Source organism: Nitrosomonas aestuarii, assembly GCF_003046585.1.
GTDB lineage: Bacteria > Pseudomonadota > Gammaproteobacteria > Burkholderiales > Nitrosomonadaceae > Nitrosomonas > Nitrosomonas aestuarii.
This window is the reverse complement of sequence record NZ_QAAE01000001.1, coordinates 88,190-105,767: the sequence shown is the minus strand read 5'-3', so window position 1 is coordinate 105,767 and position 17,578 is coordinate 88,190. Positions and strand designations below refer to the sequence as shown.

Annotated in this window: 14 protein-coding genes and 1 riboswitch; of the genes, 9 read left to right on the top strand and 5 right to left on the bottom strand. The window is 45.7% G+C overall.

Annotated features, from left to right (window positions below; all coding sequences use genetic code 11):
- Window positions 1–14 precede the first annotated feature (14 nt).
- The 3 genes from C8R11_RS00530 (at window position 15) to C8R11_RS00520 (ending at window position 2,546) form a co-directional block, all read left to right on the top strand.
- Entirely contained in the window at window positions 15–416 is a 402-nt protein-coding gene (locus C8R11_RS00530) for a DUF2782 domain-containing protein (RefSeq protein ID WP_107794003.1), read from the top strand.
- 95 nt (window positions 417–511) lie between these two features.
- Window positions 512–1,462 (top strand): homoserine kinase, encoded by a 951-nt coding sequence (locus tag C8R11_RS00525; protein ID WP_107794002.1) that lies wholly within the window; start codon window positions 512–514, stop codon window positions 1,460–1,462.
- A 79-nt stretch (window positions 1,463–1,541) separates the two neighbouring features.
- The gene (locus tag C8R11_RS00520) at window positions 1,542–2,546 is read left to right on the top strand and encodes a BPSS1780 family membrane protein (RefSeq protein WP_090697951.1); all 1,005 of its coding nucleotides are present in this window, start codon (window positions 1,542–1,544) and stop codon (window positions 2,544–2,546) included.
- 140 nt (window positions 2,547–2,686) lie between these two features.
- Here the strand turns inward: C8R11_RS00520 and C8R11_RS00515 are convergent, their stop codons facing one another.
- The 4 genes from C8R11_RS00515 to C8R11_RS00500 are packed head-to-tail and all read right to left on the bottom strand — an operon-like array spanning window position 2,687 to window position 6,133.
- On the bottom strand, window positions 2,687–3,076 hold the full coding sequence (locus tag C8R11_RS00515; protein ID WP_090697949.1) for a hypothetical protein: 390 nt from the start codon (window positions 3,074–3,076) through the stop codon (window positions 2,687–2,689).
- Window positions 3,073–4,380: a Xaa-Pro aminopeptidase gene (pepP, locus tag C8R11_RS00510; RefSeq protein ID WP_107794001.1), complete on the bottom strand. Its 1,308-nt coding sequence runs from the start codon at window positions 4,378–4,380 to the stop codon at window positions 3,073–3,075. Before pepP ends, C8R11_RS00515 begins: the two co-directional genes overlap by 4 nt.
- A gap of 29 nt (window positions 4,381–4,409) precedes the next feature.
- The gene (gene murU / locus C8R11_RS00505; protein ID WP_107794177.1) at window positions 4,410–5,111 is read right to left on the bottom strand and encodes an N-acetylmuramate alpha-1-phosphate uridylyltransferase MurU; all 702 of its coding nucleotides are present in this window, start codon (window positions 5,109–5,111) and stop codon (window positions 4,410–4,412) included.
- Between the two features lie 17 nt (window positions 5,112–5,128).
- Entirely contained in the window at window positions 5,129–6,133 is a 1,005-nt protein-coding gene (locus C8R11_RS00500; RefSeq protein ID WP_107794000.1) for an aminoglycoside phosphotransferase family protein, read from the bottom strand.
- A 246-nt stretch (window positions 6,134–6,379) separates the two neighbouring features.
- Between C8R11_RS00500 and C8R11_RS00495 the strand changes: the two genes are divergently transcribed.
- The 6 genes from C8R11_RS00495 (at window position 6,380) to C8R11_RS00470 (ending at window position 16,114) form a co-directional block, all read left to right on the top strand.
- On the top strand, window positions 6,380–6,712 hold the full coding sequence (locus tag C8R11_RS00495) for an accessory factor UbiK family protein (protein WP_090697942.1): 333 nt from the start codon (window positions 6,380–6,382) through the stop codon (window positions 6,710–6,712).
- 106 nt (window positions 6,713–6,818) lie between these two features.
- Window positions 6,819–8,324 (top strand): YifB family Mg chelatase-like AAA ATPase, encoded by a 1,506-nt coding sequence (locus C8R11_RS00490; RefSeq protein WP_107793999.1) that lies wholly within the window; start codon window positions 6,819–6,821, stop codon window positions 8,322–8,324.
- 653 nt (window positions 8,325–8,977) lie between these two features.
- Complete coding sequence (locus C8R11_RS00485; RefSeq protein WP_244907496.1) at window positions 8,978–10,960, top strand: S8 family serine peptidase; 1,983 nt, start codon at window positions 8,978–8,980, stop codon at window positions 10,958–10,960.
- Window positions 10,961–11,197: 237 nt separating this feature from the next.
- The gene (locus C8R11_RS16585) at window positions 11,198–11,935 is read left to right on the top strand and encodes a choice-of-anchor N protein (RefSeq protein WP_244907495.1); all 738 of its coding nucleotides are present in this window, start codon (window positions 11,198–11,200) and stop codon (window positions 11,933–11,935) included.
- Window positions 11,936–12,284: 349 nt separating this feature from the next.
- Window positions 12,285–12,371, top strand: a riboswitch (cyclic di-GMP riboswitch).
- A gap of 162 nt (window positions 12,372–12,533) precedes the next feature.
- On the top strand, window positions 12,534–14,462 hold the full coding sequence (locus tag C8R11_RS00475; protein WP_244907494.1) for a S8 family serine peptidase: 1,929 nt from the start codon (window positions 12,534–12,536) through the stop codon (window positions 14,460–14,462).
- Window positions 14,463–14,803: 341 nt separating this feature from the next.
- The gene (locus C8R11_RS00470) at window positions 14,804–16,114 is read left to right on the top strand and encodes a DEAD/DEAH box helicase (protein ID WP_107793998.1); all 1,311 of its coding nucleotides are present in this window, start codon (window positions 14,804–14,806) and stop codon (window positions 16,112–16,114) included.
- A gap of 313 nt (window positions 16,115–16,427) precedes the next feature.
- Here C8R11_RS00470 and C8R11_RS00465 read toward each other — a convergent pair whose 3' ends face one another.
- Entirely contained in the window at window positions 16,428–17,429 is a 1,002-nt protein-coding gene (locus C8R11_RS00465; protein ID WP_107793997.1) for a hypothetical protein, read from the bottom strand.
- Window positions 17,430–17,578 lie beyond the last annotated feature (149 nt).

The following is a 17,578-nucleotide window of genomic DNA, read 5'->3' as shown; positions in this document are numbered from 1 at the left end:
CTCTTGGAACCACCATGCGCAGATTATTTTTGATTATATTGTTATGTTTCTCGCTATCCTTTGCCATGTCGCTGGTAGCGCAGTCCAACATACCCAAAAATCTGGTACCGCTGCCGGAAATTCCAGAGTTACCCGAATTACCACCTGACTCTGATTTGCCGGAATTAACCGCACCACCGCCACTGCCGCCAGATATGGAAATCGATCCAGATCTGGAGCCCCAGATTACCATTATCAAACGCGGAGAAGATACGATTGAAGAACATCGAATCAATGGTGAGCTTTATATGATCAAGGTGATTCCACGCGTAGGCTTTCCCTATTATCTGGTCAAAAATCGTGGCCGTTTGGACGCACATCCTGGTGAGCCTGGCAGTAATGTCAGCGCACCCATGTGGCGAATTCTGGAATTCTAGAATTGGTAAAAAAAACCGATCAATATAACCCAATTGTTTTTATACACCTTAGTCACTTAGCCGCACCCCTTATTCTATTTTCCTTCTTTTAACGCATGTCTGTTTTTACACCTGTCACTGAAAATCAACTCTCGGACTGGCTGAAAAACTATGCACTGGGCGAACTCATCAAGCTACAGGGTATATCTTCCGGTATTGAAAATACAAATTTTTTTGTTACCACTTCCCAAGGCCGATTCGTACTGACACTATTTGAAAAATTGACAGCCACTGAATTACCTTATTATTTGAATCTCATGGCACATCTTTCAAGTCATCACATTCCCTGTCCCGATCCGGTACCCATGCTAAACAATAGTTTACTGGGTGAATTAAATGGAAAGCCTGCTACTATTGTCACCTGTTTACCCGGAAAATCGCTGGAAAAACCCACCAAGGAACATTGTATTCAAGTCGGCAGCATGCTGGCCAAAATGCATTTACGTGGTCAGACATATCCCGCCCGCATGGAAAACCCGCGTGGCTTAAAATGGTGGCAAACCAAAGCGCCCGAAATCAAATCATTTCTCGATCAAGACGCACAAACGCTACTGGATGAGGAGCTTAACTTCCAGTTATCACAACAACTCCAGGATCTTCCCAGAGGCGTCATTCATGCCGACCTTTTTCGTGACAATATTCTGTTTACAGACCATAGTATTGGGGGCGTTATTGATTTTTATTTTGCTTGTAACGATTGCTTATTATACGATCTCGCTATAGTCGTGAATGACTGGTGTATTACCGAAAACAAAAAACTCGATGAAACGCGCACTTTGTCACTGATTGAAGCGTATCACACCGTCCGGCCGTTATCGCCTTCAGAACATTATTTCTGGCCTGTCATGTTACGTGCCGGGGCATTGCGTTTCTGGATCTCCCGTTTGTATGACTTTTATTTGCCACGCCCCGGAGAACTGACACATGCCAAAGACCCGGATGACTTCAAAATGCTGCTAAAAAGTCATGCAGCCAATAACGACGGACTGAAACAACTCTGGATATAGGAAATCAATTCTTTGAAGATTTCCAAGATAATTAATTCATAAAATCGCCATATCGAACTTAACAACTGGAGAAACATTAATGGAAATTCGTCAAGTCAGCGCAAAACATGGATGGCACTGGATAGCCAATGGTTTTCATATGTTCCGCAAGGCTCCAATGATCTGGGTATTGGTCTGCTTCACCCTTCTCTTAATCGCCATGACACTCGCTCTGATTCCTATGCTGGGACAATTTGTATTTACCCTCATCTCGCCGGTTTTTCTGGCCGGTATTATGATCGGATGTCGTGAACAAGACCAGGGAAGACAACTGGAAATTGCTCACCTATTTATTGCTTTTAAAACCAACGTCACGTCTCTGGTTACTGTTGGTGGAATTTATCTCATCGGACAGGTATTGATTCTCGGCCTGGTGATGATGATCGGTGGCAGTCAGATGACCGACATGCTGCTTTACGGAAAAAGAGTAGATGAAAATGAATTGATGGTCGTTATGGACAACATGTTAACGGCTTCGCTAGTTGCATTGCTGTTTTCCATTCCATTGATGATGGCTGCCTGGTTTTCGCCGTTACTGGTCGTTTTTCATAATCTGCAGCCAATCCCGGCAATGAAAAAAAGCTTTTTTGCCTGCTTAAGAAACATCATACCCTTTCAGCTTTATGGCATCTTACTAATTATATTTACAATATTTGCATTTATGCCTTATGGTGCCGGCTTAGTGATACTGATTCCAACCATTTTTGCCTCTATCTACGTGAGCTATAAAGATATTTTTCTTGGAGAAGACACCAGTATTACGGATGATTATCAACCGGAAACAAATTATCAGAAAGCGACCTGGTCTAACGAAGTGGATGAGCCTGAACCCACCCAAAAGGAAGAACAAAAGGAAAAAAGCAAACGCAGCGATACCTATAATGAAGATAGCCCACTCGCAGCAGAAGGTGATATCGTAGCTTGCGATGTATGCAAGATTCTTATCCCTAAAGAAGAAGCCATACGTTTTAATGGACGGTTCTTCTGCAGTGATGAGCATTTCCAGCAATATCAAGAAAACATGGATGCTGATACAAAGAAATAAGTCGGCAATAAAACTGGAAAGTTAGCTGTATTCCGGTTAATTCAACTTCAACAATGCTTCAGGGCTGATCACATGTCAGCGCTGAGGCGTGTTTAAGGTTTGCGTGAAACAACGACAAGACTATTCACAATGATACCTGTCTAACTATTGACATCACCACGAGTCTTTTTACTTTCTCTTTTGACAGTAGTTTCTTCAATAATCTCGGCATCTTCCACGATAATGGATTCTGAAGATTGAGCAGCCTGTCCTGAATGATCTGTATTTGCCTGTTCCATGGCACGCTGAAATTTTCTTCGCAACCACCAGATTCTCACACCAACAACAACCGCTATGATGGAAAACAAAGCAACGAAAATGGTAAAAAAGAACACACCCAGCACCGCCATCAGTGCTAAAACCGGAATCATAATCGCTAGCGCAACCCAACGATTGATCGATGACACCGATCCACGATCTTGCGAATCTGATCCCGCCTGTCCGTAACCGGAGATTCTTCTGATTATAATTCTGCGTTGTTCATCATTCATTTCATTAACTCCTCTATCTCTGTCACTGTTTTGGGTGCCTCCGCTGTCAAAAGTTCATTGCCATCTACAGTAACCAGTACATCATCTTCGATACGCACGCCAATTCCCCAAAAATGTTGCGGGACATTTTCAGCAGGTCGAATATAACAACCCGGCTCGACAGTCAACGTCATTCCTGGACAAAATTCCCGCCATGCACCTTGTTGCTTGTATTCACCTACATCATGCACGTCCATACCCAGCCAATGGCCCGTTCGATGCATATAAAAGCGCTTGTAATCTTCCGATTCCAGTACACCTTCCACACTGCCCTGACATAATCCGAAATCAATAAAACCCTGAACCAACACCTGCAGTGCCGCATCATGCGGATCATTCCAGGTATTACCCGGTCTCACTTTATCAATGGCTGCTTGCTGCGCGGATAATACTAATTGATAGATATCCCTTTGTACTGGTGAAAACCGGCCATTGACTGGATACGTGCGGGTTATATCGGAGGCATACCCTTCCAATTCACAACCGGCATCAATCAATAACAAATCACCTGACTTCAATTGCGCATTGTTATCGATATAATGCAAAATACACGCATTTGCACCGCCCGCCACAATAGATGTATATGCAGGTGTACGCGCACCATGACGATGGAAGGTGTATAACAACTCGGCCTCTATTTCATATTCGTACATGTCAGGATGTGTTGTCTGCATGGCTCGGCAATGCGCCTGCACCGAGATATCAGCCGCGTGGCGCATGATCTGCAACTCAAATTCATCCTTGATCAGGCGCATTTCATCCAGCAAGGTACGATAGTCGCGAATTTCACTCGGCGCTATCACACCACTTCGACCTTCAGCACGCACTTTATTGATCCAGCCGGCAATACGCTGGTCCCAGGCAGTATCATGTCCCAATGGTGAATAAACAGCAGGTTGATCACCCAAAAGCTTGGGCAATATCTCATCCAGTTTCGAGATGGAATAAGCCTCGTCAAAACCGAAGGCTTCTTTGGCAAGCTCCGGGCCACAACGAAAACCATCCCATATCTCACGTTCCACATCCTTATCACGGCAAAACAAAATATGTCTGGTGGGCTTTTCTTTCGATGCAGCCTCAATCACCAAAACTGCTTCCGGCTCCTTAAACCCAGTTAAATAATAAAAATAACTGTCAAATCGATACGGGTAATGCACATCCCGATTACGCAATTGCTCAGTTGCGGTTGGAATAACTGCTACCCCACCCTGCATTTTAGACGCCAGTTGCCTGCGTCGTGTTACAAAACGTTCAATATCATTCATAATTTTTTAACTTTAATAATGCGCTATACCTATTGCTTTTGAGCACTCAACTGTCTGTCCAGTTGCTGAAGTCGCTCAGGCGTACCAACATCCAGCCAGACACCTGCAAAATGCTCTCCTGTCGCTTTTTTTTCATTGATCGCAGCACGCAGTATCGGCGCAAGCTTGATCGGCATACCTGGTTCCACACTTTCAAATAACAAAGGGTGATAAATACCTATACCGCTGAATGTCAGATAGTTTCCGTCACCATTCAGTGCCAGTTTGTCATGAGTGAGCGCAAAATCACCCGAAACATGATGTACTGGATTATCAACCAGAACCAAATGTAAAAGGCGATTGGAACTATATTGATACATGGATTGCAAAACAGGCAAAAGCTTCCCGTAATCAAACTCACAATAAATATCCCCATTGACCACCAGGAACGGCAGATTACCCGCATCATCGGTTAATAATGGCAATGCATTGGCTATACCACCGGCTGTTTCTAAAACAAACTGTTCTGCCGAATATACAATCTGAACGCCATAGCGTTCACCATCGCCCAACGCTGCTTCGATCACTTCTCCGAGATAGGCATGATTTATGACGATATTCCTGAAGCCCGCCTGCGCAAGACGCATAATTTGATATTCAATCAACTTGTATTTACCAGCCTGCAACAGCGGTTTCGGCATGGTATCTGTCAGCGGACGCATCCGTTCTCCACGACCGGCAGCCAGAATCATGGCTTTATAAGGTAGTTTCAAAAGGTATACCCAACTCTCTCGTCCGACGATTCATTATTATCCAGCTCATCCAGCAACTTAAGGAAGGGACGCAACTCCTGATAGCGCTCACATGCTTTACGCAGATAAGTCATCACTAAAGGCATATCGTTCAGATAAGATTGCTTGCCGTCCCGATATGCTAAACGTGCGAATATACCCAATACCTTGATGTGGCGCTGGACACCCATCCACTCGAAATCACGATAAAAATTACCAAAATCACTCGATACGGATAAACCAGCCCGGCGCGCTCCTTCCCAATAACGAATGGCCCAGTCAAGTATATGCGTTTCATCCCAGCAAATATAAGCATCCTTTAGCAATGAAACCAGATCATAGGTGATAGGCCCCAGCACGGCATCCTGAAAATCAAGAATACCCGGGTTAGGAGTCGTTACCATGAGATTTCGGGAATGATAATCCCGGTGCACAAAAACGCGCGGCTGAGATAAATTATTCTGTAAAATTCGACCAAAAGTCTGCTCAAGAACCGTTTTCTGATTTGCAGTCAAATCAATCTGTAAATGCCTGGCGACATACCATTCAGGAAACAAATTCAGCTCATATCGCAATAAATTTTCATCATAAACCGGCATGCCGTCCAGTGGCACGATCAATTGCATATCGATCAGTGCCCTAGTTGCATCCGCATACAAAGCCTTTGCATTTTCAGGTCGGTCTGTCAGTGCCTGCAAATAAGTCAGATCACCCAAATCGGATAACAACAAAAATCCCCGCTTCATATCGCTTGCTTGTACTACTGGCACATGTGCCGTCCCCGCCAGCAGTTGCGCCACTTGCACGAAAGGCGCACAATCTTCGTGAGGGGGCGGCGCATCCATAGCAATCAAAGTTTCATCACCCAGTGTAACGCGATAATAGCGCCGGAAACTGGCATCCGCCGATGCCGGCTGCAACGTAAACGACTTTTCAGGAAATTGCTGTGCTATCCAGTTTTCAAGCAATTGCAAACGTTTCATGCTGATAATTAGAAAATTTAGATTGACTAAAGATGACCCTGTTGCTAAATCCTGTTACGATCAAAGATGATTAATGTATTCATATTAATTAAGAAAAGAAATAAAACCGTAATCCGTAACAATCGATAATAATACATTCATAAAAAACAACCGTCATCAAGTTACCGACGATCAAAATGGGATTTTACCACGTCAGAGTCGTTCCCTATTTCATCGATAGTTACAATTTAAACCATGGAGAAAAAAATGCTTAACAAAAATGTTATTGAAGAAATTAATTCAAAGGTTAGCGAGATACTTCAAAACAGCCCCGCCAAGGACGTTGAAAAAAATATGCGTGCTGTATTATCAGGCGTTTTTTCCCGTCTGGACCTGGTTACACGTGATGAATTTGATGTACAGCAGGAAGTCTTACAGCGCACAAGAGAAAAATTGATTTTACTGGAAGCCAAGGTAAAAGAAATAGAACAACAGTTCGGCCTGTCTGAAACAGGATCCAAATCCGCACCGGAATCTGAGATCACGTCCGAAAATTCACAAACAACCGGTGCAGAACAGCCTAAAGCAACTTCATTATAAAACGCGCTGATTGGTTATTTGCATACACGGTAACATGGAAACACTATTATTGCATTTACTGCCAGCATCTAGACACGCATAAAATTGACAGACCCCGATCATACAAATGTCTCTGGCTGTTCTTTATAGCCGCGCACTTTCCGGTATGCATGCACCGCTCGTGACGGTTGAAACGCATATCGCCAATGGACTACCGAGTTTCACTATTGTCGGTCTGCCGGAAACAGAAGTCAAAGAAAGCAAAGACCGGGTTAGAGCCGCTCTACAAAACGCGCAGTTTAAAATTCCGGCACAGCGTATTACCATTAATCTGGCACCAGCAGATTTACCCAAAGAAAGCGGTCGCTTTGACTTGCCGATCGCTTTAGGCATTTTGGCCGCCTCCGGACAAATCCCTGCCGACAAACTGGATCAATATGAATGGGCGGGCGAACTGGCTCTGACTGGTGAATTACGTCCGATACATGGCGCCCTGGCAATGACCTACAGCGCCGCAGAATCGGGGCGCAGCTTTGTTTTACCACAACAAAACGCAACCGAAGCTGCACTGGTTAAAAAAGCACATATTTATGCCGCACAATCGCTCCTGCAGATCAGCGCGCACCTTTCAGGAGACGCGCCTTTATCCGTTTATACGCGTTTACCGGGCACGCAAAATGACGCTGTCAATTACCTCGACATGGCCGAAGTCAAAGGACAGGCGCGAGTCAAACGCGCACTTGAAATTGCCGCTGCCGGAAATCACAGTGCATTGATGATTGGACCGCCCGGCACTGGCAAATCCATGCTTGCAGCGCGTTTTCCTGGCATACTGCCGCCCATGTCGGAAGTCGAGGCACTGGAATCAGCTGCCATACAGTCCTTGAGTCAAGGCAGCTTCGACATTGCCAATTGGAAGCGCAGACCCTACCGTTCACCGCATCACACCGCATCCGGGGTTGCGCTCGTAGGTGGCGGTAGCCACCCACGCCCCGGCGAAATCTCTCTGGCCATGCATGGCGTACTGTTTCTGGATGAATTAGCTGAGTTTGACCGCAGAGTGCTGGAAGTTTTACGCGAACCACTGGAATCCGGAAAAATCACCATTTCAAGAGCAGCACGCCAGGCCGAGTTCCCTGCCCGCTTTCAATTGCTTGCAGCCATGAATCCTTGCCCTTGTGGCTACTTAGGTCACCACAGCGGCAGATGTCACTGTACGCCCGACCAGATTACACGTTACCGTGGCAAAATTTCCGGGCCGTTAATGGATCGCATTGATCTTCAAATTGAAGTTCCGGCGGTGCCACAGGAAGAATTGATGCAACAACGCTCAACCGGTGAAAAAAGCAGCACCATACGAAAACGTGTTGAAGCGTCACACCAGCGGCAACTCAACCGACAGGGAAAAACCAACAATCGCCTGGGCGTCAAGGAAATCGATCAATTCTGCACACTGGATGCCACCAGTGAAACCCTGCTCAGACAGGCAATCAGCCGTTTGAATCTATCTGCCCGCGCATATCACCGTATTTTGAAGGTAGCACGAACAATTGCGGATTTATCGGCTGCTGAAAAAATAAACAATCAACATATCGCAGAGGCGGTCCAGTACCGCAGACTGGATAAACTCTAAGCACAAGTTCGTCTGAACTGACAAAACAAATTATCAATCGAGTCAGACATTTATAGTTTGTCATATGGGAATCACCCAATCAACGACTCCGTTACAAATCAAAAATCGTCGTCTACCAAACTAGCTTGTCTCTTTACAGAGACAAACAATATCCCTAAAAAACAATATGTTGATATTTATTCACAGTCCGCTGAATCATTGAACAACAACAAGATTCTTGCATAATTAACACACAACCATAACCCTTTGTTTATAGACAATAACATGATTGGCACAAAATTTGCTTTGCAATCTTGCAAGCAGAGCCATAGTAACAACTAACGATAAAACCATCTTTTTCAAGTAATCAGGTAAGCAAGAATAAACACAACCAGTATTGACAACGCGCTGCGCAAGCCAGTAACTATCAAAGAGATAATCAATAATATGAATTTAAAATGGCAAAATCTTCAAAAGAAGCATATCAAAAGAACAAATACCTGCATTAATGGCATGTAAGCGCCAGTATCCATAACAAACGATTCAACGATGAATGGTGTAGTTCTAGCCAATGCATAACGCACCTTTCAATTTCCCAACACCTAAAGGAAAAAAATAATTACACAATTAATTGTGTAATTACGTATTTTAACAACCAACCAACGGAGAAAAATGTGACGAACAACAATAAAACAATCACTACCAACAATGCACCTGCATTACTTGTGTCATCAAAAAATATATTCATCTTAACCATTCTCCAGCGCCGCACACATCATTGTCTGGCTGCTACCATCTTTGCTGGATTTGTATACTTCATATTTTTCACATCGGCTATTTCAAGCGCCGCGCCACCCACGCACGCTAACGGGCACGCTCAAAACAATATCACCGGCAAGGCTTTGCCAGACAATGTACACTCAAAGCGTGGCAACTCAAAAGAATGGGCCAGAGGTCGTATTCTGGTCATGCCGCGCGCAGGCTTGCCTGCCAAGGCACTCGCTAATATCCTGAAAGAACATGACGGCAAGGCCAGAAAAATAGGCCAAAGCGATTTGTATGTTGTCGATCTGCCCGAATATACAGAGGAAGGCGTAATCGCAAGACTCGCGCACCATCCGCATCTTAAGTTCGTGGAACTTGACTATCTCGAATCGCCCACCTATATCCCGAACGATACTTACTATCCAAACGCCTGGCATCTCCCCAAAATCGGTGCACCTCTGGCCTGGGACAACACCCTGGGCGCCGGCATAACCATTGCCAGCCTCGATTCGGGTGTTAACAGCGCACATCCTGATCTTGCAGCACAACTGGTTCCCGGATGGAATTTTTATGACAACAATTCCAATACATCGGATGTTTACGGCCACGGCACTATTGTCGCGGGCGCGGCTGCAGCAGCAAGCGATAATAGCACCGGCGTTACATCCGTAGCAGGGCAAGCCAAGATTATGCCAATCCGGGTAGCCGCTCCCAATGGCAGCGGCTATACCAGTATGATTGCCAATGGTTTGATTTACGCCGCCGACCGTGGCGTGCGCGTGGCCAGTATCAGCTTTGCTAATATGCCCAGCAGGTCGGCCGTAGTCAACGCTGCTCAGTATATGAGAAATAAAAACGGTCTGGTTTTTGTCAGCGCCGGAAATAGCGGCATTGATGAAAATTTCAACCCGACCACCGCGTTGATCCCCGTATCGGCAACCGGCGGCAATGATGCTAAAACCAGCTGGTCAAGCTATGGCAACTATGTCGCTGTATCTGCGCCAGGCCTGAGTATCTGGACCACAAACAATAATGGTGGTTATAGTGCATCTTCTGGCACTTCGTTGTCCAGTCCAGTTGCCGCGGGTGTCGCGGCACTCATGATGGCCGCCAACCCTGGAATGCGCAACACCGATATCGAAAATACTTTGTTTTCTACAGCGGTTGATCTCGGCGCTGCCGGGCGCGACCCATATTATGGCTATGGCCGGGTAGATGCCGCAGCGGCCGTACAGGCTGTTGTTTCAGACATACCTGAATTGGATAACGAAGCGCCTGTTGTAGCTATTCTCGATCCTCTGGGTGGCGCTTCGGTATCAGACCTGGTTCCAGTGGATATCGAAGCATTTGATAACGTTGACGTGACACGCGTCGAACTTTGGGTCAACAATACCAGTGTGGCCGTAGACACCACCGCGCCATTTGCCTTTACCTGGGATTCCAAGGGTGTTGCAAATGGCCCTGCCAATCTCATTGCGCGCGCGTTTGATGCAGCAGGCAATGCCGCATCCTCTGATACTGTCCAGATAATTGTGGATAATCCAAATACTATCGAAGAAACAAATGCAGGCGGTCCCACCCCAACAACAGCCATCGACACCAAGCCGCCAGTTGTTCAAATCATTAATCCAGTTTCTGGAAATGTTTCGGGTAACATCACCATCTCAGTCAATGCTTCAGACAATAGTGGCGCCGCCGATATTAATTTATTCATTTACGTGGATGGAAATCTAGAAGCAACCGGTACGGGCAGTACATTGAGCACTAACTGGAATACTCACCCCAAGCGCATTGAAGCTGGCACACACACCATTAAGGCAGTAGCCACAGATGCAGCAGGCAATTCCGCTTCCGCTTTCGTCAACGTAATCAAGCAAAGCCATAAAAGATAGATAACATACATCTCAGGATAAAGCGGGCTAATTACTCGCTCAGAGTTATTGCTTGCAATTATTGTCGATTTTTTTTACACAAGACAAATCTGGAGTTTGAGTTAATTAAACAAATCCTTATATTTCAATATATTATTATTTTGGCATGAATATTGCTATATTTATTAATAGCAATATTGAACAACTGCCGTACTGTAGCTCAACAACACCTAGAAATTTAAAAAGGATCAAATTACCATGAAAAAATTTAGAAATTTATCCATGTCTGTCGTCGCCATGGCAATTGGTTCGCTGTATGCGATGCCAAGCGCCTTTGCAGTTCCAACATTGCAGCTTTATGCGGAAGGCGCCACTTACGACACCACTACCGAAACATGGGTCAGCAGTTCAAACAGTTTTAAACTCTGGGTACTGGGTGATGTTGGAGCCTTTGGATCAATTTTTGATGTCAAGCTGGCTGCAGCCGTAAACAGCTCGGAAACCGGGAGCATCGCGCTCACATCGACCACTACAACTTTGCTGACAGACCCCAGCACACCGGGCGCCCCGATTTATAACGGTCTTTCTGCCGACGGCGCAAGACCTGTTCTGGGTGATGGTTCTTTGCTGCCGGCACATGGAATCTACGGAGCAGGCACCAGTTTCGAGGAATGGAGCATTGGCGATTTCACGTTGACGGACTCGCCGATTGGAGACTTTGACGGAGCCTCTCCATTTCCAACAACATTTCCGGATTTTGGACAGATCAATGTCTATAACGTTACGATAACGGGTTATACGAACGTTCATTTTGACGTTTACGATCACATCGTAGGCGGAAGAGACTTTAGATATATAAACGCCCCTTTCTCACATGATGGTCAAGGTGGCGGTGATCCTACTGATCCTCCGGTCGTTATACCAGAGCCCACGACACTTGCTTTGCTAGCTCTTGGTTTATTGGGTTTTGGCGCAATTCGTAGACAACAAAAATAATAAATATTTTTAATATACTCATTTACCCGCTTCGGCGGGTTTTTTTTAATGTTTCATTATGCAACGTTAACAATTAACTGCATTATCATTTTCATGTCTTTCCCCGCTGCAGCCACCATTATTTCAGCACACCTTGTCTCGAGTATATAACACGGCATTTTGCGCTTCGCCATCGCGTTGTCGATTTATTTTACACTTGCACCAATCTCAACAGCAAAATAAATAAATTTGATTTTTCCCTCAAAGGAAGAATCGAATGTGCCGTAATGCTTCTCAAAATACCCCGGTATTTTTTACTTGATGGAAGATGATGGTTATCGGTTTCGTTTACGGCCAGCAGATTACATCAACTTTAACAGGGCAAACCTCGCGAAAGTGAGGGACGCAAAGTCATTGATCTACAGGGCCAATGCCCCAGGATAGCAAGACTGCAAAATAGTGCGATTAGTTACTTTAACCATATTAATAGTTTTGGTAAATTTCGAACAAAAATTGTTCACCGTTAATTAGCTTTTGAGTTCGTAAGAATAGAGCTTTAGACGGGAGACTTAAGCAGTTCCTTTTCGGGGCTTCCCCTGAATTTAAATAGGATAAATTCATGGAAAGCATTCATCAACCAACTTTAACTCAGCATTCCTCTCCCATTTCTTACTCCACGCCAGGATTTTGGGATCTAAATGGCATATCTCGGGCACGTTATTTTTTCAACACCGCGGCTTTAACATGCCTTATGGTACTCACCCCAGTTATCTCGGACGCCGCGCCACCCACGCACGCTAACGGGCACGCTCAAAACAATATCACCGGCAAGGCTTTGCCAGACAATGTACACTCAAAGCGTGGCAACTCAAAAGAATGGGCCAGAGGTCGTATTCTGGTCATGCCGCGCGCAGGCTTGCCTGCCAAGGCACTCGCTAATATCCTGAAAGAACATGACGGCAAGGCCAGAAAAATAGGCCAAAGCGATTTGTATGTTGTCGATCTGCCCGAATATACAGAGGAAGGCGTAATCGCAAGACTCGCGCACCATCCGCATCTTAAGTTCGTGGAACTTGACTATCTCGAATCGCCCACCTATATCCCGAACGATACTTACTATCCAAACGCCTGGCATCTCCCCAAAATCGGTGCACCTCTGGCCTGGGACAACACCCTGGGCGCCGGCATAACCATTGCCAGCCTCGATTCGGGTGTTAACAGCGCACATCCTGATCTTGCAGCACAACTGGTTCCCGGATGGAATTTTTATGACAACAATTCCAATACATCGGATGTTTACGGCCACGGCACTATTGTCGCGGGCGCGGCTGCAGCAGCAAGCGATAATAGCACCGGCGTTACATCCGTAGCAGGGCAAGCCAAGATTATGCCAATCCGGGTAGCCGCTCCCAATGGCAGCGGCTATACCAGTATGATTGCCAATGGTTTGATTTACGCCGCCGACCGTGGCGTGCGCGTGGCCAGTATCAGCTTTGCTAATATGCCCAGCAGGTCGGCCGTAGTCAACGCTGCTCAGTATATGAGAAATAAAAACGGTCTGGTTTTTGTCAGCGCCGGAAATAGCGGCATTGATGAAAATTTCAACCCGACCACCGCGTTGATCCCCGTATCGGCAACCGGCGGCAATGATGCTAAAACCAGCTGGTCAAGCTATGGCAACTATGTCGCTGTATCTGCGCCAGGCCTGAGTATCTGGACCACAAACAATAATGGTGGTTATAGTGCATCTTCTGGCACTTCGTTGTCCAGTCCAGTTGCCGCGGGTGTCGCGGCACTCATGATGGCCGCCAACCCTGGAATGCGCAACACCGATATCGAAAATACTTTGTTTTCTACAGCGGTTGATCTCGGCGCTGCCGGGCGCGACCCATATTATGGCTATGGCCGGGTAGATGCCGCAGCGGCCGTACAGGCTGTTGTTTCAGACATATCTGAATTGGATAACGAAGCGCCTGTTGTAGCTATTCTCGATCCTCTGGGTGGCGCTTCGGTATCAGACCTGGTTCCAGTGGATATCGAAGCATTTGATAACGTTGACGTGACACGCGTCGAACTTTGGGTCAACAATACCAGTGTGGCCGTAGACACCACCGCGCCATTTGCCTTTACCTGGGATTCCAAGGGTGTTGCAAATGGCCCTGCCAATCTCATTGCGCGCGCGTTTGATGCAGCAGGCAATGCCGCATCCTCTGATACTGTCCAGATAATTGTGGATAATCCAATCATATCCATAGCCAACGATACCGAACAACCAGCTGTTCAAATCATAAACCCAGTTTCTGGAAATGTTTCGGGCAACATCACCATCACTGTTAATGCTTCAGACAATAGTGGCGCAGAAGGCATTAGCCTGTCCATTTATGTCAATGGCAAACTCGAGGCGACTGGGACTGGCAGCACCTTAAGTACGAATTGGAATACACGCCCCAAGCATATAAGTAAAGGAAAGCACACGATAGAAGCAATAGCGATAGATGCTGCAGGCAATTCTTCAGCTTCTTATGTAACTGTAAATGTTGTGAAATAAAATAGCAGACCCCACCGGCCAAAAGCCGGTGGCTTCTAGTCACGATTGAAAACGAGAGTATCCCATTTGCTCTCTACATGTACATACTCAATTCTAAATAGTATTTTATTTAAAATATTATGTTATAATCGTCTGTTACTCAATTTGCGCATCTCAGTTATTCCGGTTTTAATTTTATCGTTTCCTGACCTCTCTTCAGATTCTCAATATCTCCTAAGTATATTTCTATATTTATGGCAACTCTGGTTAGTGGCGATGCTTTATTGCGCTGGTAATATTCCAGTCATATGTTTTATGTCTGGTTGACAAGTGCGCCTCTCTCACTTTTTTAGGAAAATATTGTGTCATTTGAAGATCTCAATCTACATCCCTTGATAATTAAAGCCATTCAAGAATCAGGATATACGGCCCCCACACCGATTCAACAGCAGGCGATACCGGAACTCATATCCGGGGCTGACATCATCGCATCCGCACAAACCGGCACGGGTAAAACAGCCGCCTTTATGTTGCCTGCACTCCATCATCTGGCTGAACCCCCAAAAATACGCAGCCGTGGGCCGCGCGTACTGGTTCTCACACCTACGCGCGAATTGGCTGAGCAGGTTTCAAATGCGGCGAAAAAATACGGCAAGTTTCTACCCCGCACCAAAGTCATCAGCATACTGGGCGGCATGCCTTATCCATTGCAAAACAAGATGTTATCTCAGTCAGTCGATATTCTGGTAGCCACACCAGGACGGCTTATAGATCATATTCAGCGTGGTCGTATCGATTTTTCCCGTCTGCAAATGTTGATTCTGGACGAAGCAGACCGAATGCTCGACATGGGGTTTATTGCCGACGTAGAGCAGATTGCATCCGCCACACCTAAAGACAAACAAACAGTAATGTTTTCAGCAACACTGGATGGGGGGATCGAAAAGATCGCCACACGCTTATTAAGATCACCCAAGCGCATTCAAATTGCTTCTCAGAAAGCAAGACTCGACAACATCGAACAACGCTTGCACTATGTGGACGATCTTTCTCATAAAAACAAATTACTGGATCATGTATTGCAAGATACATCTCTTAAACAAGCAATTGTTTTTACAGCAACCAAACGTGATGCCGATCTACTTGCTGATAATCTCTACGCCAGAGGACACACGGCCGCAGCCTTACATGGCGACATGAATCAGCGCGAACGTAACCGAACATTGACCAGGTTGAGAAAAGGCGGACTCCGTGTACTGGTGGCTACCGATGTCGCGGCCAGGGGTATCGATGTTTCCGATATCACCCATGTGATTAACTTTGACCTGCCCAAATTCGCCGAAGACTATGTGCACCGCATTGGCCGTACAGGACGTGCAGGTGCTTCAGGTATCGCTGTTTCATTTGCGTCTAATAAGGATGGTATACATCTAAAGCGCATAGAACGTTATACGGGGCAACCAATAGCTTCCCATACAGTGCCTGGTCTTGAGCCACGTTTCAAGCCTAACCAACGCAGCAACGGCTTTAAAAAATCTGCCACGCCTGCACAGCAAAAACGCAAACGCACGCAGTCAGCCTTTGGAAAACCTCAAGGATTCAATGCTAATTTTGCACGTCCGTCCAGGCCAGCAAGAGCCTCTCTGAGCAAAGGCGGTTTCGAAAGAAGATAGCAGGTTTGTTTTATATCTATTGAATTGGAGCAACACACTTTTCAGTAAGATATATTTTTTTGATAACCGTTAGTGTTATCAGATCATACGCAAAAATTCCTGCAGCACTCGTCATTAAACGAGTCTGCAGGAATGATTTAAGTTATGCGCTTTGTTTTTAATAACATACAAATGTGACAGCATGACTTTCCCCGGTTGATCTCAAGCACCGTCTTACGGCTTCTGTTCAACCCGCTTCATTATCGCTGAAAGTACAATGCCAACCAGTACCGAAGCTAACCGGCGACATTCAAAACGCAGCAGGCGCTGCTGTTTATTCTGGCTTTTTGCCGGTCCCACGTACGGCAAATAGTTTAGAGATGGCATCGAACCAGAATGGCGCGCCAAGTGCACCGGCCAGCGCCGTAAGAAGCCAGCCAAGCCAGAAAAATCGTACATCTTGATGTGGCAGCAACAACGAGTCTGATTTTTCAGATAAATTCCAGCCGATTGGCAATCCCAAATGCTTAAATTCGTCAATCTTATGATTGATTTTCTGAACTTCTTTCAGAAAATCATCATCAATGGATTTCCTTTGCCCGGTTGCATCACTGTCTTCATCTATAAGGTTGTTGCTGCGAAAAGACGGCAAATTTCTTTCAACCTCGTCCGCTTTCAAAGAGAGCCTCTCTGCCGCTTGTACAAGCGTTTCAACCTGCGCCGGATTTCTTTGAAGTTGTTGTGCTATATAAATGGAGTCAACGTTTAAAACACTCGCGAGAACAAGTCCAATCAAGAAAATGACGACCTGAGCACGGCGTTTATACCAACCACCCACTCGGTCCATTACCGCATTAAAATGACTTTCAACTTTGGCTTTAAATTTCTCCAAGTCACCATTGGCTTCATCAAGCATGGGACCGAGTAATTTGCCCAGGGAAGTAGTGCGATTATCCAGTTTTTGACTGAGCGTCATAAACGAGCCATCGCTGGTCAGCACCTGCACAAGTGCCGTGGAAAAAGTCGAAGCCGATATATAGGAAGGTCGCGAACCACCCGGTGGTGATAACGTATCGATTAATGGGTGCTCGTAGAGCGATTTGGTTAAATGGGCGTTCTGATCCACGCCAAACCCGAGTTTGTGCCTCGCCTTCCTAAACCAACTTTTAATGCCAGCCCCGGTTTCTTTGGGCAATTCACCCAGCATCATGACGATGCCTTCGAATAAAATTCGACCACGCATCGCGAAAATTTGAACGATCATTTCGTTAATGCCACTGACCAGGCTGGCAAACAACGCATAAATCAAAAGAATTGCAATAATGATTTCGAGCATTTTAACTCCTCGTTTTTAGTGATTCCTAATGATGCTTTTTATTGCAAGAAGGCACCCGTATATTTATGTTTTAAACATTTTATACTGTCAATCGCGTATTTACTTTAGCAACGAAAAGGGAAATTCATGCTTAAATGTCCTGAGACAGA